Source organism: Streptomyces sp. NBC_01439 (assembly GCF_036227605.1).
GTDB lineage: Bacteria > Actinomycetota > Actinomycetes > Streptomycetales > Streptomycetaceae > Streptomyces.
In genome coordinates this window covers 842,994-868,455 of sequence record NZ_CP109487.1, presented here as the reverse complement: position 1 = coordinate 868,455, position 25,462 = coordinate 842,994, and the positions used below count along the sequence as shown (strand labels likewise).

Here is a 25,462-nt window from a genome sequence, read left to right as displayed (position 1 = left end):
GCGGCGGCCGAAGGGCCGTTCGATGTCGTGCTGGACTCCACGGGTGGGCCGGACCCGGCGGTCGCCCTGTCGAAGACCCGCCCGGGCGGCTTGCTCGTCTGGTTCGGCCAGGCGAGCCGCTCCCCGGTGTCCCTCGACTTCGTCCAACTCCTCAGCGGGCCCGAGCGCGTCACGATCCAGCACCTGCGCGAGCGCCGGATACGCGGCAAGGCCGTCCTGTTGACCGGAGGAGCACGATGAGCGCCGGCGCATTCGCCGCCGCCCAGAGGACCCGTGCCACGGGCGCGGGCGTGGACCCGCACGAGTACCGGCGCGTCACCGACGGCCTGACCTCGGTCGCCGACTGGGGCCCGCCTTCCTGCGCACCGGGCACGGCTACCTCCGGCGCGCGGAGGGCGCAGGATCGTCCCGCTCCGCGGGTGAGTATCGGGCGAGCGCAGGGCCGCGCACCGGCGGCCCTGCGCGTCAGGCCGTGGCCGGGGCAGGGGTCTCGGGGGTCTTCGGGGGCTCCGGGGTTTCGGCGGGGGCCCCGGCACCGGGTTCGGTGTCGGGGTGGGGGATGCGGTGCAGCCCCTTGCGGTCGTAGACGCGGGTGACGGCGAAGCCGAAGACCAGCGCGGCGACGAGGGCGACACCCATCGAGGCCCAGGCCCGGGTCAGGCCCGCGTCGGCCTGGGCTCCGTAGTAGAGGAGGGACCGCAGCCCCTCGGTGACCTGGCGCAGCGGCTCGAACTCGGCGAGGGCGCGGAAGAACCCGGGGAGTGCCTGGACTGGCACGGTGGCGCCGGAGGAGGGTACGGCCATCGCCACGAAGACGATGGTGGCCAGGAGCATGCCGGGCGTGCCGAAGGCGGCGAACAGGGCCAGGCTTCCGGTGCCGACCACCGCGATGGTGGCGACCGAGTAGAGCCACAGCAGGCCGAGGTGGGAGGCGTCCATGTCGAGGATGCCCACCGTGGCGACCTCGACCAGGGTGCCCATCACCAGGGACAGCCCGAGCATGAGCGCGATGCCGATGGCCAGGGTGCGGACGCGGCTGGTGTGCTGGACGGGTTCGCGCTTGCGGACCGGTCCGAAATCGGTGTGCAGGTAGCCGAGCGCGGTGTCGACCTGGGAGTTGACCACGTTGGCGCCGAGCATGCCGCAGACGACCAGGACCAGTGCGTAGTAGAAGGCGCTCAGGCCCATGGCGCTGCGCGGACCGACCGGGTGGCCGTCGGCGACCGTCACGGTCACCGGGTCGGCCAGCTTGAGCTGGGCGGCCGTCGGCAGCGGGGTCTTCTGGGCGGCGGCCTGCTTGAGGAGCTCCTGGCCGAGCTGGGCGGAGGCGGCGTGGGCGGCCTTCTGAGCGGCCTGGGAGGACATGGAGGAGCCGATGCTGCCGGCCGCCTGGTTGGTCAGGACGGTCATGGTCGGCGGCGCGGCCTTGCCCTGGGGCGCGGGCTGCGGGGCGGTGAGCGCGGCCACCGTGGCCGAGTAGTCGGCGGGTATGACCAGGGCGCCGAAGACCTTGCCCCGGCCCAGCCGCTTGTCGGCCTCCGCGCGGCTGACGACCTGCCAGTCGATGCTCTTCTCGCCCTCGGCGGCCTTCTGGATGCCGGAGACGACCTGCTCGCCCAGGTTGACGTGGCGGCCGTTGATGTCCGCTCCGCCGTCGCTGTTGACCAGGGCCACGGGCAGGTCGCGCAGGTTGCCCTTGGGGTTGACGTTGCCACCCACGTAGAGCAGGGCGAACAGCATCGAGACCACTGCTGCGATGAGTCCCGTTCCGATCCACAGTGCGGGTCGGCGGAGCACGGAGGGGGGCGTGGGATGAGGCATCGATTCTCCGGTGCGGCTGCGTTCCTAGGGTTGGATACTCATGGTATCCAGTTACTGGATAGTGGCAGTATCTTGCTGTGGTGTCCAATCGCCGATGTCGGATATGCCGATGCCGGATACGCAGATGCCGGATGCCGGACGCATGACCAGCAGGGAAGCCGTATGAAGATTTCGGAGCTCAGCCGGCGGACCGGCGTGCCGGTCGCCAGCATCAAGTACTTCCTGCGGCAGGGACTGCTGCCCGCAGGGCGAGCGACGGCCGCGACCCTGGCCGAGTACGGGGAGGAGCACGCGCAGCGGCTGCGGCTGATCAAGGCGCTGACCACGCTCGGCGGCCTGTCCATCGCCGCCACCCGTGAGGTGCTCGGGGCCGTCGACCAGGCCCACAGCTCCGAGAGCGCCCTCGGCGCGGTCAGCTACGCGCTCCCGGTGCCGGTGGCGGCCCAGGGCGCCGCGGGCCACGAGGAGGAGGGGGAGGGGGCCCCGGCCGGCGTGACCGCCCGCGCCGAGGTGGCCGAGCTCCTGACGGCGCTGGACTGGCACGCCCCCGGCACCTCACCGCACGTTCAGGGGCTGACGGCGGCGCTGGAGGAGCTGCGCCGGCTCGATGCCCAGTACGCCCCCGGGGAACTCGCCGCCTACGCGAGACTGGCCGAGTCCGTGGCCCGGCTCGACCTGGAGCGCGCGGAAGGCCTGGACGACCCGGTGGCCCTGGCCGAGCGGGCCGTCATCGTCTTCGCGATCTGCGCCCCGGTGTTCGAGCTGCTGCGCCGCCTCGCTCAGGAGGACCAGGTCCGGCGCCGGGTCGCGGGCGCAGGCCGGAGCGGGGGTGGTGGGGACGGGGCGCCGCGGTAGCGCTCGGACGCAGGGCGGTCGGGTCGCTGCCCGCGCCGCCGGGCAACCAAATCCACGCAGAAGTACGGTACGTGATCGGGCCGACCGCTCCGGTGTGATCAGTGATGGTTAGGGTGACACGTGCTCCTTTTAGGAACTTCGCAATCACCGCTCCCCGCCGTTCCGTTCGCCGACCTCCTCGTCGGGGCCGCGACCGAGGGCGCTGGCCGGGCGGGAGCCGCGCGGTGAGCGTGGAGGTGGTGCTGCGCGCGGCGGCCGCCTTCGCCGAATGTCCGACCTGGGACCCGGCCGACGGAACGCTGCTGTGGGTCGACATGAACCGCAGCGAGGTGCACCGGTTGCGCCCCTCGGACGGCGCCGACACGGTCCTGCACTTCGCGCAGCCCGTTGCCGCTGCCAAGCCCCGGGCCGGCGGCGGCCTGGTGCTCAGCATGCGCGACGGTGTGGCGGTCCGCGAGCCCGACGGTTCGCTGCACTCGCTCACCGACTGGTCGGCCGAAGGGGTACGGGGCAACGACGCGGGCGTCGACGCGCGCGGCCGCCTCTGGGTCGGCACCATGGCCGGCCCCTCCGCCCCGGGCTGGCTGGGTCGTGTCTCCCCCCGGGGGGTGACGCACCGCGTGCTCTCGGACACCCGACTGAGCAACGGCATCGCCTGGAGCCCGGACGGCCGGCGGATGTACTTCGTCGACACCCCCACGTGCCGCATCGACGTGCTCGACTACGACCTTTCCACGGGAGGGGCCTCCGCTCCGCGTCCGTTCGTCGAACTGACCGGCACGGCCGGTGTGCCCGACGGTCTGTGCGTCGACACCGACGGCGGCGTGTGGGTGGCCCTCTTCCGCGGCGGCGCGGTCCGCCGCTACACGCCCCGGGGCGCGCTCGACCGGGAGATCCGGCTCCCCGTCGCGCTGACCACGGCGTGCGGCTTCGGCGGGACGGACCTGACCGACCTCTACGTCACCACGGCACGGCGTGCGCCCGAACACGACGAGCCGCTCGCGGGCAGTGTCTTCGTCGTGTCCGGGGCCGGACAGGGCCTGGCCGCCACGCCGTTCGCCGGCTGAGCGCACCCACGCCCTGACGGCCGTCCCGGGGCGTCGCCCGCGGCGTGCACCCGACTCGGGTGCGGTCGAGGTTCAGCCAATCCAGGGAACCATGATCACGACACGGATAACCAACGGTAGTCGTCTGTTACTTTGCGTGTGCGTCCAGTCGGATGCGAACTCCCGTTCGTTGTTTCACCCCCGGAAGGGGCATGTTCGGCATGCGCAAAATCTCTCGTATCTCTCGTATCTCTTGTATCCCTCGCATCCCCGGCGTCGCGTCCATCGCGGCCCTCGCCCTCATCTGTGCCCTCTCGCCCGTGGCAGCCGCCGCGTCGCCGGGAGGTCCTGCGGACCACGTTCACCCAACGGTCGCCCTGGCACCCCTCGATGACGAGGAGCCGTGCCCCGGCGGCGAGGCCAAGCCGTGCGCGGCCTCCCCCGAGGAGCGCGGTTCGGTCGACAAGGACCGGGATGCGGCCAAGCAGGACAGCGCCGCGGCCAAGGAGGACATCGGGGCCGCGAAGAAGCAGGCCCAGAAGTGCGCCCCGAGCTCCACCGCGTGCATGACCGAGCTGACCGGCGGCGGCGCGAAGCAGGAGACCGACATGGCGCAGGCGCGCGGCGAGCTGGACACCTTCCGACCCGCCCCGTCCGGCAACGCCGAAGCGGCCCTGGACGGAACGTGCGCTTCCTTCGCCGCGGACCTTCCGGCCGGTCTGTCCCAGTCCTCCGAAATGACGTCGCTGTGCGGGGAGATGAACCGGTGAAGACGACCACTTGCGCCCCGGGCCGACGCGTGGCCCCGGCCACCACCGCAGCCCTCCTCGCGCTCGCCTGCGCCACCGGCTCCTCGTACGCCGGCACGCCCGAGGCGTCAGAGGTACCGGTCCCGGTCGCCTACGAGGGCGACACCCCGCTCGCCTCGACGGCGAAGGTCACCGAGTACTGCTCCACCCACCCCGGGGGCTGCCGGTTCCAGATCAACCGCGCCGCGTCCGGCGACTACTACAGCGCCGTCAAGTCGCTGGGCAACGCGGTCGTGAACTGCACCAAGGACGTCATCACCGTCGCGCGGGAGGTCACCCTGCGCACCTCCAGCAGCGACAACCTCGGAGGCGAGATCACCGGGAAGATCTCGATCGAGGGCACGATCAACGCGTCGGGGGAGGTCACCGCCGGCGTCGACGCGAAGGCCAAGGGCGAGTTCTCCACCCCGGACAAGTCGAAGGGCCCGACCGCCACCGTCGGTGCCGAGGCCGGAGCCTCGGGCAGCGGGAAGATCGCCGGTTCGCTCGGCGTCAAGGGGGCCTTCGAGGGCGCCTTCAAACTCGCCTACCAGCGCACCTGGACGACCGAACAGATCGAGAAGACCACCTACAACACCACCGTCCGCCCGGGCGACGCACTCGTCTTCGGCGCGAGCGCCGCCATGCAGCGGGTCGCCGGCGAAATCACCACGGGCAGCGGCCTGGGCATTCGCAGGGTGGTCGTCGACGGCCCCTCCACGGTGAACTCCAGCACCTTCGTCGCCGACACCTTCACGGTTCCCGGCAACACCTGCGACCGGCTGCGCCCGGAGGGCAAGAACGGAACCGAGGACACCACCGCGCCTCCCGCCCCTCCCCGCGGCCTGATGCCCGTGAACCTGCCCGAAGGCTCCCGGTTCAAGGGACGCGACGTGTTCATCCCCGGCGCATCCGGCATGTCCGACGCGTCCGGCGCGTCCGGCACCCCTCTCACCCCCGTCGCGCCCTGACCGCCCGCCGAACGACCGTGGAGAACGTCATGGAACCCCGTCCGCGCCCTGCCGGACCCACCCGCACCCGCGTCCTCGCCCGTACCGCGCCGGTCGCCTGCCTGAGCCTGTGCCTCGGCCTGCTCACCGGGACGGCCACCGGTCACGCGGCAGCCCCGGCGGCGGCCCCGTCCGCCGCGCCCGTACCGGTCACCGTCCTCAACGGAGACTTCGCCCAACCCGCCTTCACCGGCGTCAACACCGGGGCCAACCCCTACGCCTGGTCGGTCGGTTCCACCTCCGGCACCGGCACGACCGGCGGCGTCTGGCGCTGGAACGCCGCCACCGGCGGCCACCCCGACGGCCTGACCGCCGCGATGCTACGCCTCCCCACCGAAGCCACCTACGGCCTCAAGCAGCGGCTGCGCGGAGTGCGCACCGGGGCGCGCGTCACCGTCACCTACGACGAGAGCCCCAGCGTCTCCAACTCCTGCACGGCCGCCGCACTCGAACAGGGCCAGACCTACTCCGTCCAGGGCGAGGGCGGCCCCCTCACCGACCGGACCACCCTGCCCACCACCGAGAAGCTCCCCAGCAACTACTGGAAGTCGGCCTGGCGCACCGGAGTCACCCTCGCCTTCACCGCCGGAGCCAACGAGCCGCTGCTCACCTTCGTCTCCACCGTCCCCGCCGCCCAGAACGCCTCCGGCAACTGCGGCCCGCTCATCACCAACGTCCGCGTCACCCAGGAACCGCCGCCGGTCGACAAGACCATCCCGGCCGACGCCCTGCCCGCGTCCGAAGCCTTCTACGGCAACGACCGCCGCGCAGCGGCGGACGCCGTCGCCTACTGCAACGGCGCCGTGAACCGCTGCACGTTCACGGCCGAGGAGGACTACTCGTTCAGCTACTACGCCCCCGCCCGCGTCGCCGCCGAGACCTACTTCAACTGCACCCGCAACACCCTGAACCGCACCCGCCCTGTCACCACGGCCAACCGCTCCTACGGTGACCTCCCCGCGGCCGCCGGCCTGCCCGGCAACGGCACCGGAACGCCGACCAACATGGCCCAGCAGTACACGCAGGGCACGGGTCTGTCTCCCGCCTGGAACACCTCGCAGGAACGCTCGGTCAACGAGGTCGTCCAGCCGGCCGAAGCCTCCTGGATCGAGACCCAGGCCGCACGCCGGCGTACCGAAGGATGGTTCGACGCCACCATCAAGGCCACCGATCCGAACTACGACTGGCGCCTGCACACCGTCCTCGACCACCCCTCCACGAGCCTCTCCGACCGGATCTACCAGCGCACAGGCCCGTTCACCCCCTCGGAGAAGCAGCGTTGCCAGTCCGACCGTCCCAACGCGACCACACCGGTGGGCGCAACGGACCCCGCCGGCGCCGAACGTTGACCCCGCCCGGCTCCTGACCCGCCCCGCGGGATCCGCACGCCGTCCGACCGCCGCCCCGCGGCGGTCGGACAGGCTCACGGGGCGTTACCGCGTTCCCCGGGCCGGTCGTCACGGCGGACTTCGGGGACCACGCTCACCTGCGGGATCCCGGTTCCCGGATGCCGGGACACCTCCGCCTCGACACGGTAGACCTCGGCCAGCAGGTCCCGGGTGAGGACCTCCTGCGGTGTTCCGGTCACGGCCACGCGGCCGCCGTCCAGCACACAGATCCGGTCGCAGAAGGACGCGGCGAGGTTGAGGTCGTGCAGGGCGATCACCGCGGTGACCCCGACCCTGCGGACGAGCCGCAGCGCGTCGAGCTGATGGCGCAGGTCCAGGTGGTTCGTCGGCTCGTCCAGCACCATCGTCCCGGTGCGCTGGGCCAGCGCGCGGGCGATCAGTACCCGCTGCTTCTCCCCGCCCGAGAGGCGGTCGAACGGCGCGTGCGCCAAGTCGGCGACGTCGAGCTCCTCCAACGCGCCCATGATGATCTCGCGGTCCTGGGCGTCGTCGCCCGCGAAGGCCCGTTTGTGCGGGGTGCGTCCCATCGCCACCACTTCGTAGACGCTGAGTTCAAAGTCGCCCGCGGTCTCCTGCAGTACGGCCGAGAGGCGCTGCGCGAGCCGCTTGCCGGGCATCCGCCACACGTCCGCGCCGTCCAGCAGGACGCGTCCGGACGTGGGGCGCAGCACCCGGTAGAACGTGCGCAACAGCGTCGACTTGCCCGCGCCGTTGGGGCCCACGAGCGCCAGCACCTCCCCGGGGGCCACGTGCAGCGAGACGCGGTCGACCAGGGTCCGGCCGTTCACCACGACCGTGACGTCCTCGGCGTCGAGCGCGCCGGGCTCGGGGATCGGTCCGTGCATCATCGCGCCGCCTTCCGTCGCATTAGCCAGAGGAAGAACGGGCCGCCGACGAGGGCGGTGAGGATGCCGACGGGTATCTCCTCCGGGCTCATGAACGTGCGCGCGCCCAGATCGGCGGCGATCAGGAAGCTCGCGCCGAGGAGGGCGGCTGCGGGCAGCGCGCGGCGGTGGTCGGCGCCCACGAGGAGGCGCACCACGTGCGGCAGGATCAGCCCGACGAAGCCGATCTGGCCGCTGACCGCGACGATGGTGCCGATCATCAGCGCGACCAGGACGAACAGGGCGCCGCGGAAGCGGTGGACGTCCAGCCCCAGCGCCGCGGCGGCTTCCTCCCCGGCCAGCAGCAGGTTGAGGGACCGGCACACCCCGAGCAGGACGGCCGTGCCGAGGAGCACGGCACCGACGGGGATCCACACCGTCGTCCAGGTGGTGCCGGCCAGCCCCCCGAGCATCCAGCGCAGGGCCGATTGCGTCTTCTGCGGGTCGTTGGAGGTGACGATCAGGAAGCTGGCCACCGCGGAGAGGACCTCGGCCATGGCCACACCCGCCAGCACCAGCCGAACGGTGGTCATCCGCCCGCCGGAGCGCGCCAGGAAGTACACCGCGACCAGTGCGGCCAGGGCCCCGCAGAACGCCGCCACGGGCAGGGAGTACATTCCGAACAGGGTCACGTGGAAGACGAGGACCAGCACGGCGCCGACCGACGCGCCGGACGAGACGCCGAGCAGCATCGGGTCGGCCAGCGGATTGCGGACCAGGGCCTGTAGTGCCATGCCCGACACCGACAGGCCCGCGCCCACCACACCGGCCAGCAGCACCCGGGGGAGCCGGACGTCGACGACGATCGTCTCCCGGACCGGCGTCCAGGTCGGTTCGGCGAGGACCGGGTGGATGCGGTGGAGCAGGATCCCCCAGACCTGGTCGGCCGGGACGCTGATCGAACCGATCGCGATGCCGGCCGTCGCGACGGCGGCGAGCAGGACACCCAGGGCCACGAGCAGCAGGGGGTAGGGAACGGCCCGGTGGCGGGCCGCGGCCGTCGGGGACTTCGGCGCAGCGACGACCTTCCGGCCCGCGTCCGTCGTCTCGGTCACTGGAAGCGGTCCGGATGGATCTGGTGGGCCAGTGACTCCACCGCCGCCGGGACGCGGACACCGAGCACGGTCGACGACAGCGGAAGCACCGCGAACCGCTGGTTCTTGATCGCGGGTACGTCCTTCAGCGCCGGGTTCGCGAGGAGGAACTTCTTCTTGTCCTCGACGCTCTGGTCGCCGTAGTCGTAGATGACGATGACCTCGGGCGCCCGTTCGGCCACCTGCTCGAACGACACGTCTGCGAAGGCCTTGTCCACGTCGGCGAAGAGGTTGGCCCCGCCGGCCCGCTTGATCAGCTCGTTGCCGATGCCCTTGCCGCCCGCGGTGAAGGCCGTCTTGTCACCGCTGTCGTAGACGAAGAGCTTGGTCGGGGTGATCCCGGCGAGTTTGGCGTCGACCCGGTCGAGGGTGCCGTGCACCTTGTCCACCTGCTGCTCGGCCCGGTCCGGTACGCCGAAGATCTTGGCGACGGTGCGGATCTCCTCGTCGACGGTCGCCATGGTCACCGGTCCGGCCGGGCACTGTTCGATGTTGAGGTGGGTGTTGATCCCGGCCTTGGAGAAGGCCGGACGGCCGCGGCCCTCCTTCTCGGCGAAGGTGGAGCCGAACCCGCCGTAGACGAAGTCCGGTTCGGCGGCCAGCAGGGTCTCGAAGGACGGGTACTCCTTCGACAGCACCTTCACCGAGTCGAAGGCGGCCTGGTACTCCGGCAGGATCTTGTCGTCGAGGTAGCCCGTGCCCACCATCGACTTCTCCAGCCCGAGCGCCAGCATGACCTCCGTGGCGTGCTGGTTCAGGGACACCGCGCGCTGCGGCGGTCGCTGGTAGGTGCTCTCCACGCCGCAGTTGGACACGGTGACGGGGAAACCTTCGGCCCCGGGTCCCGCTGCGGCGGTGCGGTCCTGGGCTTTGCCGCCGCAGGCCGGGACGAGCAGTACGGCGGCCACGGCCAGAAGCGCGGACAGCGGGCGTATGCCCCTCATGTGGTGTTTCCTCTCAACGGTTCCGTCGGACGGTTGCGTGCCGAACGCACCCGGCGGCAGCGGACCGGGCGGGGCGAAGGTGGCGGTGGGGCGTGGGGCCCGTCAGGGGATCTCGACGGGCGGGGCGGGGAGCGGGGTCAGGGAGGCGTACTCCAGCGGTGCGGACGGGTCGATGGAGACGTTCAGCGGGGCCGGCTCCGCCCCGGAGCGGACCAGCAGGTCACCGACGGCCGCGATCATGGCGCCGTTGTCCGTGCACAGGGTCATGGGCGGAACGCGCAGTTCGATGCCGGCCGAGGCGCATCGGCGTTCCGCGAGGGCCCTGACCCGCGAGTTCGCGGCCACCCCGCCGACCACGATCAGCGTCTTCACGTCGTGGTCGCGGCAGGCGGCCAGCGCCTTGCGGGTCAGTACGTCCGCGACCGCCTCCTGCAGCGCGGCCGCCCCGTCTGCCACCGGCGGCTCCTCGCCGCGCTGCCGGTGCTTCTCGGCCCAGCGCGCCGCGGCAGTCTTGAGGCCGGAGAAGGAGAAGGCGTACGGGTCGTCCCCGGGGCGGGTCAGCGGGCGCGGGAAGGCCACGGCCTTCGGGTCGCCGTCGCGGGCGGCCCGGTCGATGGCGGGACCGCCCGGATACGGCAGGCCCAGGATCCGGGCGACCTTGTCGAAGCACTCGCCCGCCGCGTCGTCGAGAGTGTCCCCGAGGTGCAGGATCGGCTCGCGCACCAGGTCCCGGACCAGCAGGAGCGAGGTGTGGCCGCCGGAGACGATCAGCACCACGCAGGGGTCGGGCAGCGGTCCGTGCTCCAGGGTGTCGGCGGCGACGTGCCCGGCCAGGTGGTGGACGCCGTACAGCGGCACCCCGGCCGCGTAGGCGAGCGTTTTCGCGCCGGCCAGGCCCACCTGCAGCGCGCCCGACAGGCCGGGCCCGGTGGTGACGGCGACCGCGTCGATCTGCTTCAGCCGCAGTCCGGCCTGGTCCAGGGCCTGCCGGACGACCGGGTTGAAGGAGTGCAAGTGTGCCCGGGCGGCGATCTCGGGCACGACGCCGCCGAAGCGGGCGTGCTCGTCCATGCTCGACGCCACCACGTGTGCGAGCAGCTTGCCGTCCCGCACGATTCCCGCGCCGGTCTCGTCGCACGACGACTCGATCCCCAGCACCACTGGTCCGCTCACTGCTCTCCACCTTCTTCTGCGCAATCTCTGCAACTGCAATCTATATGCAATAAAGGGGGCCGTGGACCCGGTCAGGGGCGTGCGCCGGGCCGGAAGTGGACCGGTGCCCGGAAGCGGGCCTTGCGGGCCGCACGTCGGAAGGTGGTCAGGACGGCCGGTCCCGCGAGGGTGATGCAGATGAAGTTGGTGACGGCGCGGCCCGTGTCCCAGCCCAGGGACGTGGCGAGGTCGAAGGCGAGGTAGCGCTGGAACTGCTCGGTGAAGGGGAGGCCGGGCAGGTACGCGATGGAGCTGTTGGGATCGAGGGAGAAGGGCCAGAAGGAGAGGTTGAGCAGGAAGCCGAACAGGTAGCCGGAGACGGAGCCGTAGAGGGCGAGCATGACGATCTCGCGGCGGCCCGAGGCCTTCGGGAGGAAGCCGGCGAGCATGCCGACGAAGGCGCAGCCGAACATCTGGTACGGCATCCAGGGCCCGACCCCGCCCGTGATGAGGGCGGAGGCGAACAGTGAGGTGCAGCCCAGGGTGAAACCGAAGCCCGGACCGTAGACCCGGCCGGCCAGGACGAGGATGAAGAACACCGTCTCGATGCCGGCCGTCCCCGCGCCCAGCGGGCGGATCGCCGCGTTGACGGCGGACAGGACCCCCAGCATGGCCAGGGCCTTGGAGTTGATCCCGCCTTCCGCGATCTCGGAGATCACCACGCACAGCACGATCACGAGCAGTACCCCGAAGATTAGTGGCGGGGCGTAGTTCGAGCCGAACTTCCCGGGCGCGACGAGGAACGGCCAGAAGAACGCGACGACCCCGAGGAACGCGGCCATGGCGATGACGACGCCGGCCCGCGCGTTGATGCGGATCGCTGCCGTGCGTGCGGCGGTGGTCATGAGGCCCGGTCCGTCTCGTCGTCGGGGAGGGCGGCGGCCACCTGGGCGACCGTGAGGTAGGGGAGCGGAGCGAGGATCTTCGCGGTCTGCGGTGCGAAGACGGGGGAGGCGAGGATGATCTCGCCGGTCGGTCCGTCCGCGACGACGTCGCCCTCGGCCATGACCACGACGCGGTCGGCGGCGCGGGCGACGAACTCGACGTCGTGGGTGGAGATGACGACGGCGCCGCCCTCGGCCGCCAGGTCGTCGACGATGCGGATCAGTTCCGCCTTGGCGCGGTAGTCGAGGCCGCGGGTGGGTTCGTCGAGGAGCAGGACCTTGGGTGCGGCGGACAGCTGGATGGCGAGGACGAGGGCGAGCTTCTGCCCTTCGGACAGGTCGCGGGGGTGGGTGGCGTCGTCGATCCCGGGCGCGAGGCGGTCGAGGATCGCGCGCGCCGCGGGGGCGTCCGAGCCGACCTCGGACTCGGAGTCGGCCTGGTCGAGTTCCTGCTTCACGCTCTCCAGGTACAGCAGGTCGGTGGGCGTCTGCGGGACCAGACCGATGAGGCGGCGGGCCTCGGCGGCGGACAGCTTCTGCGGGTCGGCGTCCTTGCCCCCGTCCACGGCGGGGATGTGCACGGTGCCGGCCTTGCGGGGACCGGAGCCCTGGAGGGCCCACAGGAGGGAGGACTTGCCGGAGCCGTTGCGGCCCATGAGGGCGGTGATCTCGCCGCCGCGCAGGTGCAGGGCGACCTCGCGGACGGCCGGGACGCCCTGATAGGTCACCGTCACCCCGCGGGCCTTCAACAGTTCGGCCGGGTCCGGGGCTGGTCCGGGCCGTACCGGTGGCGGAGTCGTACCGGCGAGGCGGGTCCGTACGGGCGCGGCCGCGCGGCGGGCGTCACGGATCGAGAGTGGGAGCGGGTCCCAGCCGGCGGCACGGCCGAGTTCCACGATGGGCGGCGCGATGGACGACGTGCGGAAGACCTCGGCCGGTGGGCCGCAGACGACCCGCCCGTCGCCGGGGAGGTGGATGACGCGGTCGGCGTACTGGACCACGCGCTCCAGGCGGTGTTCGGCGAGCAGGACGGTGACGCCGAGGTCGTGCACCAGGCGCGTCACGGCGGCCAGCACCTCCTCCGCGGCCGTCGGGTCCAGCGCGGAGGTCGGCTCGTCGAGGACCAGGATCCGGGGGTGGGCGGTGAGCACCGAGCCGATGGCGACGCGCTGCTGCTGGCCGCCCGAGAGCTCGTGCAGGGCGCGGTGGCGGAGGTCGGCGAGGCCGAGGAGGTCGAGGGTCTCCTCGACGCGCTTGCGCATGGTGGCCGGCGGGATCGCCAACTGCTCCATCGCGTAAGCGAGTTCCTCCTCCACGGTGTCGGTGACGAAGCCGTCGAGCGGGTCCTGTCCCACGACGCCGACGACATCGGCGAGTTCGCGGGGCGGGTGCTCGGCGGTGTCCCGGCCGTCGACGAGGACACGTCCGTAGAGGGTGCCGCCGGTGAAGTGCGGGACGAGTCCGTTGACCGCGCCGAGGAGGGTGGACTTGCCGACGCCGGTATGGCCGACGACGAGGCAGAGTTCACCTTCCTCGACGGTGAGGTCGACGTCGCGCAGGACCGGTTCGGCCGTGTCCTCGTACTGGACGGTGACCTGGTCGAAGTGGATCACTTGGGTTCCTCGGTGCGTGGTGCCGGTACCGCCGGGCGGGCGGGAGCGGTCGGGGGCGGAGCAAGGAAGCCGGCCGTGCCGGCGAGCAGGATTGCCGCGGCCGGGACCAGTGGCAGCGTCGGCCAGCTGAGGGGGTAGATCGAAGGGTTCAACTCGGCAGCGTCGAAACCGATGTTGGTGAAGAGCAGGACGGCGGACAGCACCCCGCAGCCGGCAACGGCCCATTCAGCGGCCCGCCAGGGGTCGGGCCGGTAGGTGGTCCGGGTGATCCGGCGCCCGCCGAGCCTCAGTCCCGCGAAGCACAGCGACGCCCCCACGGCCATGGCCGGCAGGCCCAGCAGTTTCGGCGCGGTGGCGTCCAGGAGGCCGTAGGCCCCGGCGCACAGGCCGCACATGCCGAGCAGCATGAGGGCTCCGGTCAGCCGGCGGGAGCGGCGGGTGGCGGTTCCGGCACGTCCGTAGCCGCGGGAGTCCATGGCGGCGGCGAGCCGCAGGGACCGTTCCAGGGCGTCCTCGAGGACCGGGACGATGATGCCGCGCAGGGCGCGCAGCCCCTTCGTACGGCCGGCCCGCAGCCGCCTCGCCCGGTGGACGCGCTGGACGCTCGCCACCAGTTGGGGAGCGACGCTGATGGAAACCGTGACGGCCACCCCGAGTTCGTAGAGGGCGCCGGGCAGGACCCGCAGGGCCCGTTTCGGGTTGGCGAGGGTGTTGGCCGCGCCGATGCAGCACAGCATGCAGGCGAGCCGCAGCCCGTCGGTGGCGGCCGACAGCAGGGCTTCGAGGGAGACGGGGCCGCCGAGCTGGATGCCGGCGTACCAATCGGGGGTCGGGACGTGGGGCAGGGAGAAGAGGAAGTGGTCCCGCGGGGTGATGCCGGTGGCGAAGACCGCGCGGAACAGCACACGGATCGTCACGACCGTGAGCGCCAGGTAGAGGTAGTACTTGAAGCCGCGCGCCCAGGGGGCCTCGGTACGGCGCACGGTGATCACGTAGCCGAGGACCGCGAGGACGAGGAAGAGCAGCAGCGGGTTGTTGGTGCGGCTCACCGCGGTGGCCAGGGCGAGCGCCCAGATCCACCAGGCGACCGGGTGCAGGGTACGGGGCAGCCGACGGCCACCCGCGTCCGGCGCGGGGCCGGACGCGGGCGGCTTGACCGCAGCGGTGGTGGTGCGTGACACGCGGCTACTCCGTACGACGGCGGCGGCTGGCCGCGAACACGGCGGCGGCGCCGATCAACAGCACCAGCGCCCCGGTGGCCACGGCCGGCAGGAAGGAGCCCGCGTCGTGCTGCGCGTCGGCCGCGGGCGCGGCCTCGACGACCCGGGGGCCGGGAGACGGCGCGGCGAGCGCCGGCTCCCCGGACGAGGGCGACGCGGAAGGCGTCGGCGCGGCGCTCGCGGTGGGGCCTTCCGGCGACGGCGACGGGTTCGGGGTCGGGGCGGAGGAGCTGGGCGGCGGTGTCGTGGGGGAGGGCGCCGCACCCAGCGGCGGGTTCTCGGGCCTGGGCCCCGTGTTGACGTTCGGCGGCAGCGGGGCCGCCGTGCGGGTGTCCTTCGGCGCGGGCCCGCCGGTGGGCCTGGCGTTCTTGGCGCGCAGCTGGTCGGGGGTGACCGTGGGCTTCCCCTCGGTGCCCTCGATGTTCGTCCCACCGAAGATCCACAGGTCGACGCTGCCGGGCTTCGGTTTGTAGAGCATGGCACCGAGCTGGCTGTACTCCCAGGTGTTCTGGCCGGGGTTCGCGTGCCAGTACGACCAGTAGGCGGAGGCGGGCGGGGTCAGGACGCAGTCGTCCTGCTGCGGGGTGGGGAACTGCTTGCCCCCCTGGTGGCCGCTGTAGCCGATCCGGCAGATGAAGGCGGGCCCGTCGTGGCCGGTGCCGGTCGTGGCCCAGCCGCCCTGGTTGAGCAGCTCGTAGCCGGTGGTGGGGGTCGTACCGCAGGAGCGGTAGACGGGTCCGCCCCAGCGGCTGAAGTCCACCGCGAGGACCACCCCGGACGAGGTGGTGCACTGCCCCATGGGCTGCGGGGCGGCCCCCGCCGGGGCCGCGGTGGCGGCGAAGGCCGCCACCGTCAGCCCCAGCGTGGCCGCAGTACGGGCCACGGCCCGCAGGAGGTGCGCGCGCATCACGCCCGGCCTCCGGTCGTCTCGTCGTGGCGTCGGCGGCGGGCGACGCGGGTCGTACCCCAGCCGCAGTACACCAGGGCCACCGCCGCGGCGGCGATGCCGGCGACCTGGGTTCCGGTGGAGGCGAGACCACCGCCCGACCCCGAAGCACTACTGCCGCCGGCCGTCTCCCCGCCCGCCGTCTCCCCGCCGGGGGTCACGATGGCGGGAGCGCCGGTCGTGCCACTGGGGACGGGCTGCGGGACGGTGCCGTTCAGGCTGCGGGTGAGGGTGGCGAAGGAGATGCCGGTGGCGCCCCCGACCGCCTGGGTGGAGGCGCGGACGTCGGAACCGGGCTGGCCGCCCTTCGCCACGTTGAACCCGCCGTCGCCGTTCTGCTGGGTCGCCAGGAACGTGCGGGCCTTGGCGATCTGCGTACGGTACTTGGGCGCGTCCAGGGACATGCCCTGGACGGCGAGGGCGGCGGAGTTGACGGAGTTGCCGGAGGCGCCGGGGAACCCGCCGTCGTCCTTCTGCTGCGCCGCCAGCCAGACCAGCGCCTTGTCCACGGCCGCCTGCGCCTTGGCGTCCGGAAGCAGGTCGAGGGCCATGGCCGCCATCGCGGTGGAATCGACCTCGGCGCCGCTGGGCGTCCCGATCAGGCTGGGCCAGGCGCCCGAGGGCTCCTGGAGGCTCTCCAGGTACGCGATCGGATCGGCTGCTGCGGCGCTCTCACCGGCGCGGACCTGGGCGATGACGGCGAGGGACTGGGAGAACACGGACGGGGCGTTGGTGTACGCGCCCTTGGCGGCGCAGCTCCGGTCGGGCGCCGTGCTCGGGGCCGGGCAGACGGCCTTGGCGAGGGCGGCGATCAGGTCCTGGCCGCCGAAGGCGCGCGGATCGCGGCCCACCGCCTCGGCGAGCAGGGCGGTCTTGCCGAGGGAACCACCGCCGGCGTGCCGGGTGCCGATCAGGGTCCAGTCGTGGACGCCGCGGCCCTTGCCGTCCTTGCCGCCCTTGTCGAGGAAGTCGACGATGTTGCGCAGGGCGGGGTCGTTCTCACCGGTGGCGGCCAGGGCGTAGGCCCCGTCGATGGTCAGACCGTAGTCGGCGAAGCCGCTGCCGGGGGCGTTCTCGTAGTAGCGGCCCTGGATCAGACGGGCGGTGTCGGTGAGGTACGCCGCGCCCTTCTTCAGGTCCGGCCCGTCGCCGGGGGGAGTGGTGGGCGGTGAAGGCGACGTCGGAGGTGACGGCGTGGTCGGCGGCTCGGGCGGGTCCACCTTCTTGGTGGTCAGCTTCACGAGGTCGCTCTTGGCGGCCGCGACGACGGCCGGGGTGGTCGGGTACAACTGCGGTTCGGTCAGGCCCTCTTCGAATCCGAAGGCCCCGCCGGGCAGCTGTTGCTTGGAGAGCCAGAACAGACCCGCGTCGGCGTACGGGGTGTCGCCCAGGGCACGCATGGCCTGGGCCGCCCAGCCGGTGGACGCCGCGTTGCCGGTGGTCATGTAGGCGGCGGCGGGCCAGGCGCCGGTGGGCAGCTGGGACTTGCGCAGATGGGCGCGGGCCTTCTCGACGACGGCGTCGTGGCCGCCGGCCCGCTTGAGTGCCAGGGTGATCAGTGCGGTGGCGTTCGCGTCGCTGTCGCACCATCCGCCGGAGCGGATGAGGATGCTGGTGAACCCGCCGTCCTCGCACTGGAGGGCGGTCAGCCGCTTCACGGCATCGGCCGGAGGCGTCACGCCGCCGTTCAGCAGGGCGATGACGGCCATGGCCTGGGCATCCGACTGGCCGGTGGTGCGGAAGTCACCCTTGGTGAGACAGCCGTCGATCGTCTCGCCGTCGCCGATGTCCCTCGGGCAGACGTACGTGACCAGGTCCCCGAGCAGGTCGTGCCCGCCGAAGGCGCGGGGATCCTTCCCGGTGGCCTCGGCGACCAGAGCGAGACGTGCGGCAGCGGTCGCGTCGGGGATCCCGGCCTTGCCGGCGGGGTAGGCGTACGCGTCCGTGTGCGCGGGCGCGGCCAGGAAGTCGGCGGCCTTGCGGGCCGCCGCGCTCTTGGGGTCGGCGCCGGCCAGGGCGTACACGGCCTCCGTGGTGAGCAGGTAGTTCGGGGTGGTGGCGCCCTCGTCGACGACCCGCTCGCCGTCCGTCAACTTCCCGGTGATCCAGCGGGTGGCGGCGGCCACGTCGACGGTGCCCGGCGGCACGGGGGGCGGGCCCGTGGGGTCCGGATCGGGCTTGCCGCCCGCGGCGCGCACGTCGTCGGGGGAGAAGGTGGGCTTGCCCGAGGTGCCGCCGATGTCCGTGCTGCCGAACACCCAGGCGTCCACGTCACCGGCCTTCGGTATCCGGGCCATCGCGCCGAGCGAGCTGTAGGTCCAGGTCTTCTGGCCGGGGGACGCGACCCAGTACGACCAGTACGCGGTCGCCTGCGGGGTCAGGACGCACTTCTCCTTGTCCGCCGTGGGGTACTGGGTACCGGAGTTGAAGGATCCGCTGCCGATGCGGCAGATGAAGGCGGGGCCGTCGTGTTGGGTGCCCTCCGTGGTGAAACCGCCGGCGTGGAGCAACTCGTAGCCCGTGGTGGGGGTGGTGTCGCAGCCCCGTTCGACCTTCCCGCCGAACGGGCCGAAGTCGACGGCGACGACGGCGCCGGTGGTGGCCGTGCACCCCTCGATCGGATCGGCCGTCGCGGACGTCGTCGTACCGGTGACGAAGGCCACGCTCGTGCCGAAGGTCAGCAGCGCCGCCGATAGCAGCGACACCAACCTCTTCCGCCCCGTGCGTCGTTCTGCTTGCTCTGCGGTCCCCACCACGGCCCCTCGTGTCGGCCGGGCGGACCAGTGCGTGGCACAGGGCTTCCCGTACCCGCACGGCACACGGCCACGGCACGGGGCGCAGGGCGCCGGGCGCGGCGCAGAACGCAGAGCGCGGAAGAAGCCTTCGAACCACGCCGTAGTCCGCGACGGCGTTTCTCGCTGCAAAATCCTGGCTCCAGGCATTCCGGCTCGCCCGGCGGGACCGGGCCTACGGTTGCGGGTCAGCGCCGGATTCAGACCGGCTTCCCCTGGAGCTGAGTGCTTATCAGTCGGAGTGGAACACGCCGATAAAGACAGCGTCAAGGTGGCCTGCGTCTCATGGGACACGCCCCGGACGGGTCCCGTCGGACCGCTCCCACGTGGCTGGCGGACCCTTGATCACTCAGGTAGCGTCCAGGGCTGCCAGATGGGGGAATCCGGTGGGAAGCCGGAGCTGACGCGCAGCGGTGTGGGACGGCGGGGGCCGTCTCCGAGCCCGAATGCCCATGCGGCGATGCAGTGCAGGAAGCCGTACCACGCGTTCCGGACGGCGGCCCTCCGGCATGCCCGGCCGTGCGTCCGTACGGTGGCGGGGGCTTCGGGAGCGGTCGGCGTCCGCCGATTCCAGGAGCAGGCCATGTCCCGTCCCCGTACCTCCCGCCGCCTCGCGCTCGCGGTCCCCGCCGCGCTCGGCGCCCTCGTCCTCACCGCGCTGCCCGCGTTCGCGACCTCGTCGCCCGCACAGATCGCCACCTCCAAGACCAACGGCGTCGCCTACCTCAAGTCCCTCCAGGCGGCGGACGGTTCGTACGCCGGTGCGGGCCTCTCCAACGAGTGGGCCTTCAGTGCCTTCGCCGCGACCGGTACGGCCGTCGTGGACGTCTACCCCGGCGGAGACACGACGAAGAACGCCCGCACCGTCTACCGCAACCTGCTCTCGACGGCGGCCTGGCCGTCCGCCTCCCCGGTGGTCACCGACTACGAGCGCGGCACCCTGAACGCGTACGCCGCCGGCATCGACCCGGCCCGCGTCTCCGCCTCCCGCAACCTCGTGGCGAACATCTACTCCCACTGGCAGACGGCGGAGACGGGCTACTTCGGATCCCCCGGAAACTTCAACGGCACGGTCTTCGCGGCCCTTTCGCTCGGCGGCGCCAAGACACAGGCCGGCGGCGCCCGCATCCCGCAGGCGCTGACCGACTCGATCGTCACCCGGATCCGCGCCAACCAGCACGTGGACGGCGGTTGGACCTACCAGAAGGCCGAGGGCAACCCGACCGTCCTCAACTCCGCGAGCGACGTCGACATGACCGGCGCGACCATGGCGGCCCTCTGCGTCTCCGGCGTCCCCAACACGGACACGGACGTCGTCCAGGCGAAGAACTTCCTCAAGAGCACGCTGGTCCCCTCCACCGGCGCCTTCAACTCCCTCTACGGGGTCAACACCAGCTCCAACGGCTGGGGCGTCGCGGGCCTAAACGCCTGCGGCTTCAACCCGCAGACCGGCGACTTCCTCACGGTCACCGGGAAGACCCCGATCGACTTCCTGATAGCCAACCAGTACAACCCGGCGGGCGGCTTCAAGTACAAGCCCTCCGACACCGTCCCCTCCGCCTACTCCTCCATCGACGCCCTGCGCGCCGTGGCGGGCGGTGGCTTCACCACGGCCCCGCCCGTCCCGGTCACCCCCGGCGCCCCGCAGTGGGTCGCCCAGTCCACCTTCACCGCCGGTACGGCCACCAAGTTGGCGCTGAGCGTCGACGACGGCGCCGGCAACCTCAAGGTCTGCTCGGTGTCCTTCACCCCGACCGGCACGACCACCACCCTCGGCGACGTCCTGAACGCGGCCACCAGCGGGGCGACCCCGACCGGTTGCGTCACGAGCGTGACCCCCTCGTCGGGCACGGGCACCGTCACGGCCGTCAACGGCAAGGCCAACAGCGGCTCCAACATCTGGAAGGTCAGCGTCGACGGCTCCGCGTTCGCCGGAGCGGTCCGCAACAAGGTCATCAACGTGGGCGACACCATCGCCCTGCGCTGGGGCGTCTGACCGCCGAACGCCGGTGGGGCTGCGGACCTTCGGGCCCGCAGCCCCGTACCGGGCCCGCAGTCCCGTACCGGGCCCGCAGTCCCCTTCCGGGCCCGCGCCCGGCGGGCCGCTCCACCGGGGTCCGCGGGACAGCCCGTAGGCTCTGCCGGATCAGCAGTGTCCGAAATGACGAGCGGGTGGGATTCCACATGAAGGTCCTGATCGCCGGCGGCGCCGGATTCATCGGCAGCACGGTGGCGTCGGCCTGTTCGGACGCCGGGATCACTCCGGTGATCCTCGACAACCTCGTCACCGGAAGGCGCGAATTCGCCCAGGACAAGGCCTTCTACGAAGGCGACATCGCGGACGGCGCGCTGATCGACCGGGTCTTCGCGGAACACCCCGACATCGAGGCCGTGGTCCACTGCGCTGCGCTCATCGTCGTGCCCGACTCCGTCGGTGACCCGGTGGGCTACTACCGCGCCAACGTGGCCAAGAGCCTGGAATTCGTCGCGCACCTGCTGCGCAACGGCTGTAGCCGCATGATCTTCAGCTCCTCGGCCTCGATCTACCGGGAGGGCGACGACCTGACCGTGGACGAGGACTCTCCCATCGACGCGAAGAGCCCCTACGCCCGGACGAAGGCCGTCTGCGAGGCCATGTTCGCCGACATCGCCGCCAGTCAGCCGATCAAGATCCTTTCCCTTCGGTACTTCAACCCGATCGGCGCGGATCCCAAGATGCGCACGGGTCTGCAACTCCGCCACCCCAGCCATGCCCTCGGCAAGATGATCCAGGCGATGGAGAACGGAAGCGACTTCTGCGTCACGGGCACGACGTACGGCACGCGGGACGGTTCCGGCATCCGCGACTACATCCACGTCTGGGACCTGGCGTCCGCTCACGTTGCTGCCCTGACCCAATTCGACACCCTGCTGACCGACGCGGACCCCGCCCTGGCGATCAACCTCGGCACGGGTACCGGAACGACCGTCAAGGAGCTCGTCGAGGCCTTCAACTCCGTGGCCGACAGGCCGATTTCCGTGATCGAGGCCGATGCGCGCCCGGGCGACGTCGTGGGCGCGTACACCCGCAGTGACCGTGCAGAACGCCTCCTGGATTGGCGGGCCGAGTACTCGATCGTCGACGGCATCCGCCATTCGCTGCACTGGGCGACCGTCCGCGACACCCTTCTCGCGGACTCCGGCCGGTCCCGGTAGCCCTTGGTCGGACCGGTCGGCGCGGGGCGTGTCCCCCGCCGGCTAGGCAGTCCGCCTCGATGCCCGCGCGCACGAGCACCTGGCTGTCGCAAGGCGCATCGCCCCGGCGACGAGACATCGCGGCCCGGCGGACTCTGACAGTGCTGCTGAACGCCGGTGCGGGCCTCCACAAGAGGTGCTGCGGCGACCCTGGATACCGGCCCCGAACGTTGCGCGGCGTGCGCGAGCGGATGACATACGCACGGCGTAGCGGTGAGCCGGACGCCAAGGCGCTTGTTCGGCGTGATGTGCCACAGCCCCGCCCTGACCACCGGACGGGGCCCAGCCGGCCAACCCAACCGGCCACCGGTCCGCTGAAACGCTTCCTTACCTTGTTGGCGGGTTGATTCCGGTCCTTCGTACGATCGGGAGACCCGGGGGCCTGGGTGTGGCTTTAGCGCGCTCATGCCGTAGGTGTGGCTTTGACTGATTGGCCGCCCAGTGCCCCGCGACGACACGGCCACTCATTGGGATGAGCGAATAGAGATCGCTTCGTAAGGACACGTCGGCGTGGTCGTCTGCAGGGACCAGTCAACCGGACGACGAGGGAGGCTCGGGTGCCCGAGCTCTGGGCGGGGACGGATGCCGGCAAAGCCGCGCATCACTGCACGGTGATCGACACGGACGGGACGAAGGTGCTCTCGCGCCGGGTGCCCAACAACGAGCCCGAGCTCCTGGAGCTGATAGGCGACGTCCTCGCACTGGCAGAGGACGGTCCGGTGACCTGGGCCGTCGACTTGAACGCCGGCGGTGGCGCTTTGCTAATCGCTCTGCTGACAAGCCATGGCCAGCGGCTGCTCTACATTCCTGGCCGCACCGTTCACCACGCCTCCCGTGGCTACCGTGGAGATGGCAAGACGGATGCGAAGGACGCCTACGTCATCGCCGATCAGGCACGGATGCGGCGGGATCTGCAGCCTCTGCAGGAGTGGGACGAGATCGCGGTGGACCTGAAGATCCTCACCGCCCGCCGCTACGACCTCGCGGCCGACCGGACCCGCGCCATCAACCGGATGCGAGCCCAGCTGCTGGAGTACTTTCCGGCGCTGGAGCGGGCCTTCGACTACGCCGCTTCCAAAGCCGCACTCATCCTTCTGACCGGCTACCAGACCCCGGCTGGCCTGCGCCGGGTCGGCCCGAACAGGCTCGCGACCTGGCTGAAGAACCGCAAAGTCCGTGCCGCCCAGGCGATGGCCGAGGCGGCGGTCGCTGCGGCACAGGCCCAGCACACCGCCGTGGCCGGAGAGAGCACAGCCGCAGCCGTGGTGAACGCCCTGGCCAGGGCAGTGCTGGCTCTGGACGAAGAGATCGCCGACATCGACGCGCAGATCGCGGCCCGCTTCCGAGAGCACCGACACGCCGAAGTGGTCCTCAGCATGCCCGGCATGGGCACGTTGCTGGGAGCGGAATTCATCGCCTGCACCGGCGGTGACATGGACGCCTTCGGCAGCTCGGGGCGACTCGCCGGCGTCGCAGGCCTCGCACTGGTCCCACGGGACTCCGGTCGGATCAGCGGCAACATGCGCCGACCACACCGCTACCACCGCAGGCTCCTGCGCGTCTTCTACCTCTCCGCCCAGATCGCCGCCCGCTTCTGCCCCACCTCGAAGACCTTCTACGACCGCAAACGAGCCGAGGGCAAGAACCACAAGCAGGCGATCCTCGCCCTTGCTCGCCGCCGCCTCGACGTCCTGTGGGCCCTCATCCGCGACCAACGCCAATGGACGGCCCAGCCACCGCAACCGGTGCTGCCCGGCGCCGCATAAAGCCGGCCAGCCCCATGGAGGTAGGTTGATCACCAGCTTGCTGAAGGCCCTGGGGAGGAGCTGCTGTGACAGAGATCGAGGTCCCGGGACCTGAGCCCGACTGGCAGCTGGCCACGCAGCCGCCTTACTACACCGGCAAGAACCCCGCCAACCAGTACAGCCTCTGGGAGCACTCCGTCCCGCTGTTCCAGATGATCGGAGCGTTGGAGCTGCCGGTGAAGCCCGTGGCCCAGCGGCTACGTCTGGGCGTGGAGCGGTCCTGGGACGGGCTGGACGAGCTCGACGTCGTGCTGTTCCGGCTGAAAGGCTTCAGCTTCGCGATCAGCAAGCACGACAGCCATCCGTTCGGCTTCTCGTATGTCTGGCTCACTCAGCCGCACGAGCAAGCCGACAAGGCCCTGGACACCCTGCTGGCAGTAGTTGGGATCGGGGAGAACGCCGTCGCATTCCGCGGAGACGCTCACGATTACCGAGCAGAGCGGATCGCGGCATCACAGGACGCCGGCTCTCCTGACGAAGTCCCTAGCGTCCTCGTGCCGACCTCTCTGTGGGCAAGGTTCCGCCGCGCCATCGGCATGACATCAGCCACCCAGTAGGCATCCTCGACCCTTGACAACGGTCATTGGGAATCAGTCACAACTGGCGCGGCCCGCCCTCCTGACGGGCGTAACGAAGCCGCAACTGGTTGGTGAACACCCGCCGACAGTCTCGCACCCTCGCCACATGCCTGACACCCTGTCAATTGTGCACCCGGCCAATGTGTTCGAAGAGCCCTCACTCGGGATCGCGGGCAGGCGCCCGTTCTTCCTGGCACGCCGGCGATTCCGGAGAGTCGCCGCCTTCCCCTTCGCCATCCTCGTGCTCGCCACCGGGATGCTCGCCCTCACCGGCAACCTCCCGGTCCCGGGAGTGCCCGTGGTCGAGCTGAAGGGGCGCGTGGCCTCCAAGGCCGACCTCTTCGCGGATCCGGAGGTGCAGCGGATCCTGATGCGCCACCGGATCAAGGTCACCGTGGACGTCGCCGGGTCGCGTCAGGTCGCGGAGGGTGACCTCAGCCAGTACGACTTCGTCTTCCCCTCCGGGCAGGCGGCGGCCGACACCATCAAGGAACGCCGGGAAGCGGCGCACGAGCATGCCATGATCAAGCTGCCGTTCAACAGCCCACTCGTCATCGCGACCTACCGGGCCTACGCCGAGGCCCTGGTCGGCAGGGGGGCGGCGGCACCCCAGGGCACCGCCTCCGCCGACACCCTGTACTACGACCTCGACCTGGCCAAGTTCCTGGACCTCGCCCGCACCGACACGACCTGGAGCGACCTCGGACTGGATCCGGGCCGGATCAACAACAACGTCGTCGCCGCCTACACCTCGCCGTACTGTGACTCGAACTCCGCGGAGACCTACGTCAGCCAGGTCGCCTTCTCCTACCACGGCAGCCGCACAGTGGACGAGGCTTCTGCCGACGACGTGGGCAGGGCCGTCAAACCACTCCTGGAGGCTCAGGGACGCCCGGCCAGCGACCGCTTCGACTCCTTCGTCAACGGTGAGGACTCCGCGCCCACCCCGGTGGTCTACGAGCACCAGTACCTCGCCTACCAGCTCCACCACAAGTCGGTGAAGGGCAAACCCGACACCACCCGCGTCCTGCTCTACCCGGACAGCGCGTTCGTGACCGAACCGCGCATCATCTCGCTGAAGCCGCGGGCCGACGAACTGGCCGTCCTCATCGACTCCGACCCCGAGTTACGCAAACGGGCAACCGAGCTCGGCTTCCACACCGGCCTGGACGCCCACGGCCAGGACCAGCTCCGGACCTTCCTGGGGAGCCGGAACCTGCCCGCACCCGCCACGGTCAACCGGACCCGCGCCCTCCTGCCCTCGCCCAAGGCCCTGGAGACCATCCTTCAGGCAGTCGCCGGCTGCAAGCGCATCCTCTCCTGACCG

General features: G+C 71.4%; 21 protein-coding genes, 1 pseudogene and 1 riboswitch. Of the genes and pseudogenes, 12 read left to right on the top strand and 10 right to left on the bottom strand.

Annotation, left to right across the window (positions count from 1 at the left end):
* Positions 1-27: 27 nt before the first annotated feature.
* Complete coding sequence (locus tag OG207_RS04050; RefSeq protein WP_402694376.1) at positions 28-240, top strand: hypothetical protein; 213 nt, start codon at positions 28-30, stop codon at positions 238-240.
* Positions 241-465: 225 nt separating this feature from the next.
* Here OG207_RS04050 and OG207_RS04045 read toward each other — a convergent pair whose 3' ends face one another.
* Positions 466-1,821 carry a YhgE/Pip domain-containing protein gene (locus tag OG207_RS04045; RefSeq protein ID WP_443072652.1) on the bottom strand — a complete coding sequence of 452 codons (1,356 nt, stop codon included), beginning with the start codon at positions 1,819-1,821 and terminating at the stop codon, positions 466-468.
* A gap of 162 nt (positions 1,822-1,983) precedes the next feature.
* On the opposite strand from OG207_RS04045, the gene OG207_RS04040 reads away from it, so the two are divergent.
* The 5 genes from OG207_RS04040 (at position 1,984) to OG207_RS04020 (ending at position 6,869) form a co-directional block, all read left to right on the top strand.
* Positions 1,984-2,676 (top strand): MerR family transcriptional regulator, encoded by a 693-nt coding sequence (locus OG207_RS04040; RefSeq protein ID WP_329095944.1) that lies wholly within the window; start codon positions 1,984-1,986, stop codon positions 2,674-2,676.
* A 224-nt stretch (positions 2,677-2,900) separates the two neighbouring features.
* On the top strand, positions 2,901-3,743 hold the full coding sequence (locus tag OG207_RS04035) for an SMP-30/gluconolactonase/LRE family protein (protein WP_329095942.1): 843 nt from the start codon (positions 2,901-2,903) through the stop codon (positions 3,741-3,743).
* 299 nt (positions 3,744-4,042) lie between these two features.
* Positions 4,043-4,492: a hypothetical protein gene (locus tag OG207_RS04030; RefSeq protein ID WP_329095940.1), complete on the top strand. Its 450-nt coding sequence runs from the start codon at positions 4,043-4,045 to the stop codon at positions 4,490-4,492.
* Positions 4,489-5,481: a hypothetical protein gene (locus tag OG207_RS04025; protein WP_329095938.1), complete on the top strand. Its 993-nt coding sequence runs from the start codon at positions 4,489-4,491 to the stop codon at positions 5,479-5,481. Before OG207_RS04030 ends, OG207_RS04025 begins: the two co-directional genes overlap by 4 nt.
* A gap of 29 nt (positions 5,482-5,510) precedes the next feature.
* Complete coding sequence (locus tag OG207_RS04020; RefSeq protein WP_329095936.1) at positions 5,511-6,869, top strand: hypothetical protein; 1,359 nt, start codon at positions 5,511-5,513, stop codon at positions 6,867-6,869.
* Between the two features lie 74 nt (positions 6,870-6,943).
* Here OG207_RS04020 and OG207_RS04015 read toward each other — a convergent pair whose 3' ends face one another.
* The 9 genes from OG207_RS04015 to OG207_RS03975 form a co-directional block, all read right to left on the bottom strand.
* Complete coding sequence (locus tag OG207_RS04015; protein ID WP_329095934.1) at positions 6,944-7,777, bottom strand: ABC transporter ATP-binding protein; 834 nt, start codon at positions 7,775-7,777, stop codon at positions 6,944-6,946.
* A complete protein-coding gene (locus OG207_RS04010) occupies positions 7,774-8,868 on the bottom strand; it encodes a FecCD family ABC transporter permease (RefSeq protein ID WP_443072651.1) in 1,095 nt (364 codons plus the stop codon). The genes OG207_RS04015 and OG207_RS04010 overlap by 4 nt, the downstream gene beginning before the upstream one ends.
* Positions 8,865-9,851, bottom strand: a complete 987-nt coding sequence (locus tag OG207_RS04005; protein ID WP_329095932.1) for an ABC transporter substrate-binding protein — start codon at positions 9,849-9,851, stop codon at positions 8,865-8,867. Before OG207_RS04005 ends, OG207_RS04010 begins: the two co-directional genes overlap by 4 nt.
* A gap of 102 nt (positions 9,852-9,953) precedes the next feature.
* Positions 9,954-11,024 carry a tRNA (adenosine(37)-N6)-threonylcarbamoyltransferase complex transferase subunit TsaD gene (tsaD, locus tag OG207_RS04000; protein ID WP_329095930.1) on the bottom strand — a complete coding sequence of 357 codons (1,071 nt, stop codon included), beginning with the start codon at positions 11,022-11,024 and terminating at the stop codon, positions 9,954-9,956.
* A gap of 71 nt (positions 11,025-11,095) precedes the next feature.
* Positions 11,096-11,908 carry an ECF transporter S component gene (locus tag OG207_RS03995; RefSeq protein WP_329095928.1) on the bottom strand — a complete coding sequence of 271 codons (813 nt, stop codon included), beginning with the start codon at positions 11,906-11,908 and terminating at the stop codon, positions 11,096-11,098.
* On the bottom strand, positions 11,905-13,560 hold the full coding sequence (locus OG207_RS03990) for an ABC transporter ATP-binding protein (protein WP_329095926.1): 1,656 nt from the start codon (positions 13,558-13,560) through the stop codon (positions 11,905-11,907). Before OG207_RS03990 ends, OG207_RS03995 begins: the two co-directional genes overlap by 4 nt.
* Entirely contained in the window at positions 13,557-14,741 is a 1,185-nt protein-coding gene (locus tag OG207_RS03985) for an energy-coupling factor transporter transmembrane component T (protein WP_329095925.1), read from the bottom strand. The genes OG207_RS03990 and OG207_RS03985 overlap by 4 nt, the downstream gene beginning before the upstream one ends.
* 4 nt (positions 14,742-14,745) lie before the next feature.
* Positions 14,746-15,687 (bottom strand): hypothetical protein, encoded by a 942-nt coding sequence (locus tag OG207_RS03980; protein WP_329095923.1) that lies wholly within the window; start codon positions 15,685-15,687, stop codon positions 14,746-14,748.
* A complete protein-coding gene (locus OG207_RS03975; RefSeq protein ID WP_329095921.1) occupies positions 15,687-18,479 on the bottom strand; it encodes a prenyltransferase/squalene oxidase repeat-containing protein in 2,793 nt (930 codons plus the stop codon). The genes OG207_RS03980 and OG207_RS03975 overlap by 1 nt, the downstream gene beginning before the upstream one ends.
* Positions 18,480-18,855: 376 nt before the next feature.
* Positions 18,856-18,985: riboswitch (cobalamin riboswitch) on the top strand.
* 116 nt (positions 18,986-19,101) lie between these two features.
* Between OG207_RS03975 and OG207_RS03970 the strand changes: the two genes are divergently transcribed.
* The 6 genes and pseudogenes from OG207_RS03970 (at position 19,102) to OG207_RS03945 (ending at position 25,459) form a co-directional block, all read left to right on the top strand.
* Positions 19,102-20,514: a hypothetical protein gene (locus OG207_RS03970; protein ID WP_329095919.1), complete on the top strand. Its 1,413-nt coding sequence runs from the start codon at positions 19,102-19,104 to the stop codon at positions 20,512-20,514.
* A gap of 188 nt (positions 20,515-20,702) precedes the next feature.
* Complete coding sequence (galE, locus tag OG207_RS03965) at positions 20,703-21,713, top strand: UDP-glucose 4-epimerase GalE (protein WP_329095916.1); 1,011 nt, start codon at positions 20,703-20,705, stop codon at positions 21,711-21,713.
* A 95-nt stretch (positions 21,714-21,808) separates the two neighbouring features.
* Positions 21,809-22,099, top strand: a pseudogene (locus OG207_RS03960) (hypothetical protein); the annotation flags it as partial.
* Between the two features lie 210 nt (positions 22,100-22,309).
* The gene (locus OG207_RS03955) at positions 22,310-23,518 is read left to right on the top strand and encodes an IS110 family transposase (RefSeq protein WP_329095915.1); all 1,209 of its coding nucleotides are present in this window, start codon (positions 22,310-22,312) and stop codon (positions 23,516-23,518) included.
* A gap of 65 nt (positions 23,519-23,583) precedes the next feature.
* Positions 23,584-24,114, top strand: a complete 531-nt coding sequence (locus OG207_RS03950; RefSeq protein ID WP_329095913.1) for a hypothetical protein — start codon at positions 23,584-23,586, stop codon at positions 24,112-24,114.
* Between the two features lie 148 nt (positions 24,115-24,262).
* Positions 24,263-25,459, top strand: a complete 1,197-nt coding sequence (locus OG207_RS03945; RefSeq protein WP_329095911.1) for a hypothetical protein — start codon at positions 24,263-24,265, stop codon at positions 25,457-25,459.
* Positions 25,460-25,462 lie beyond the last annotated feature (3 nt).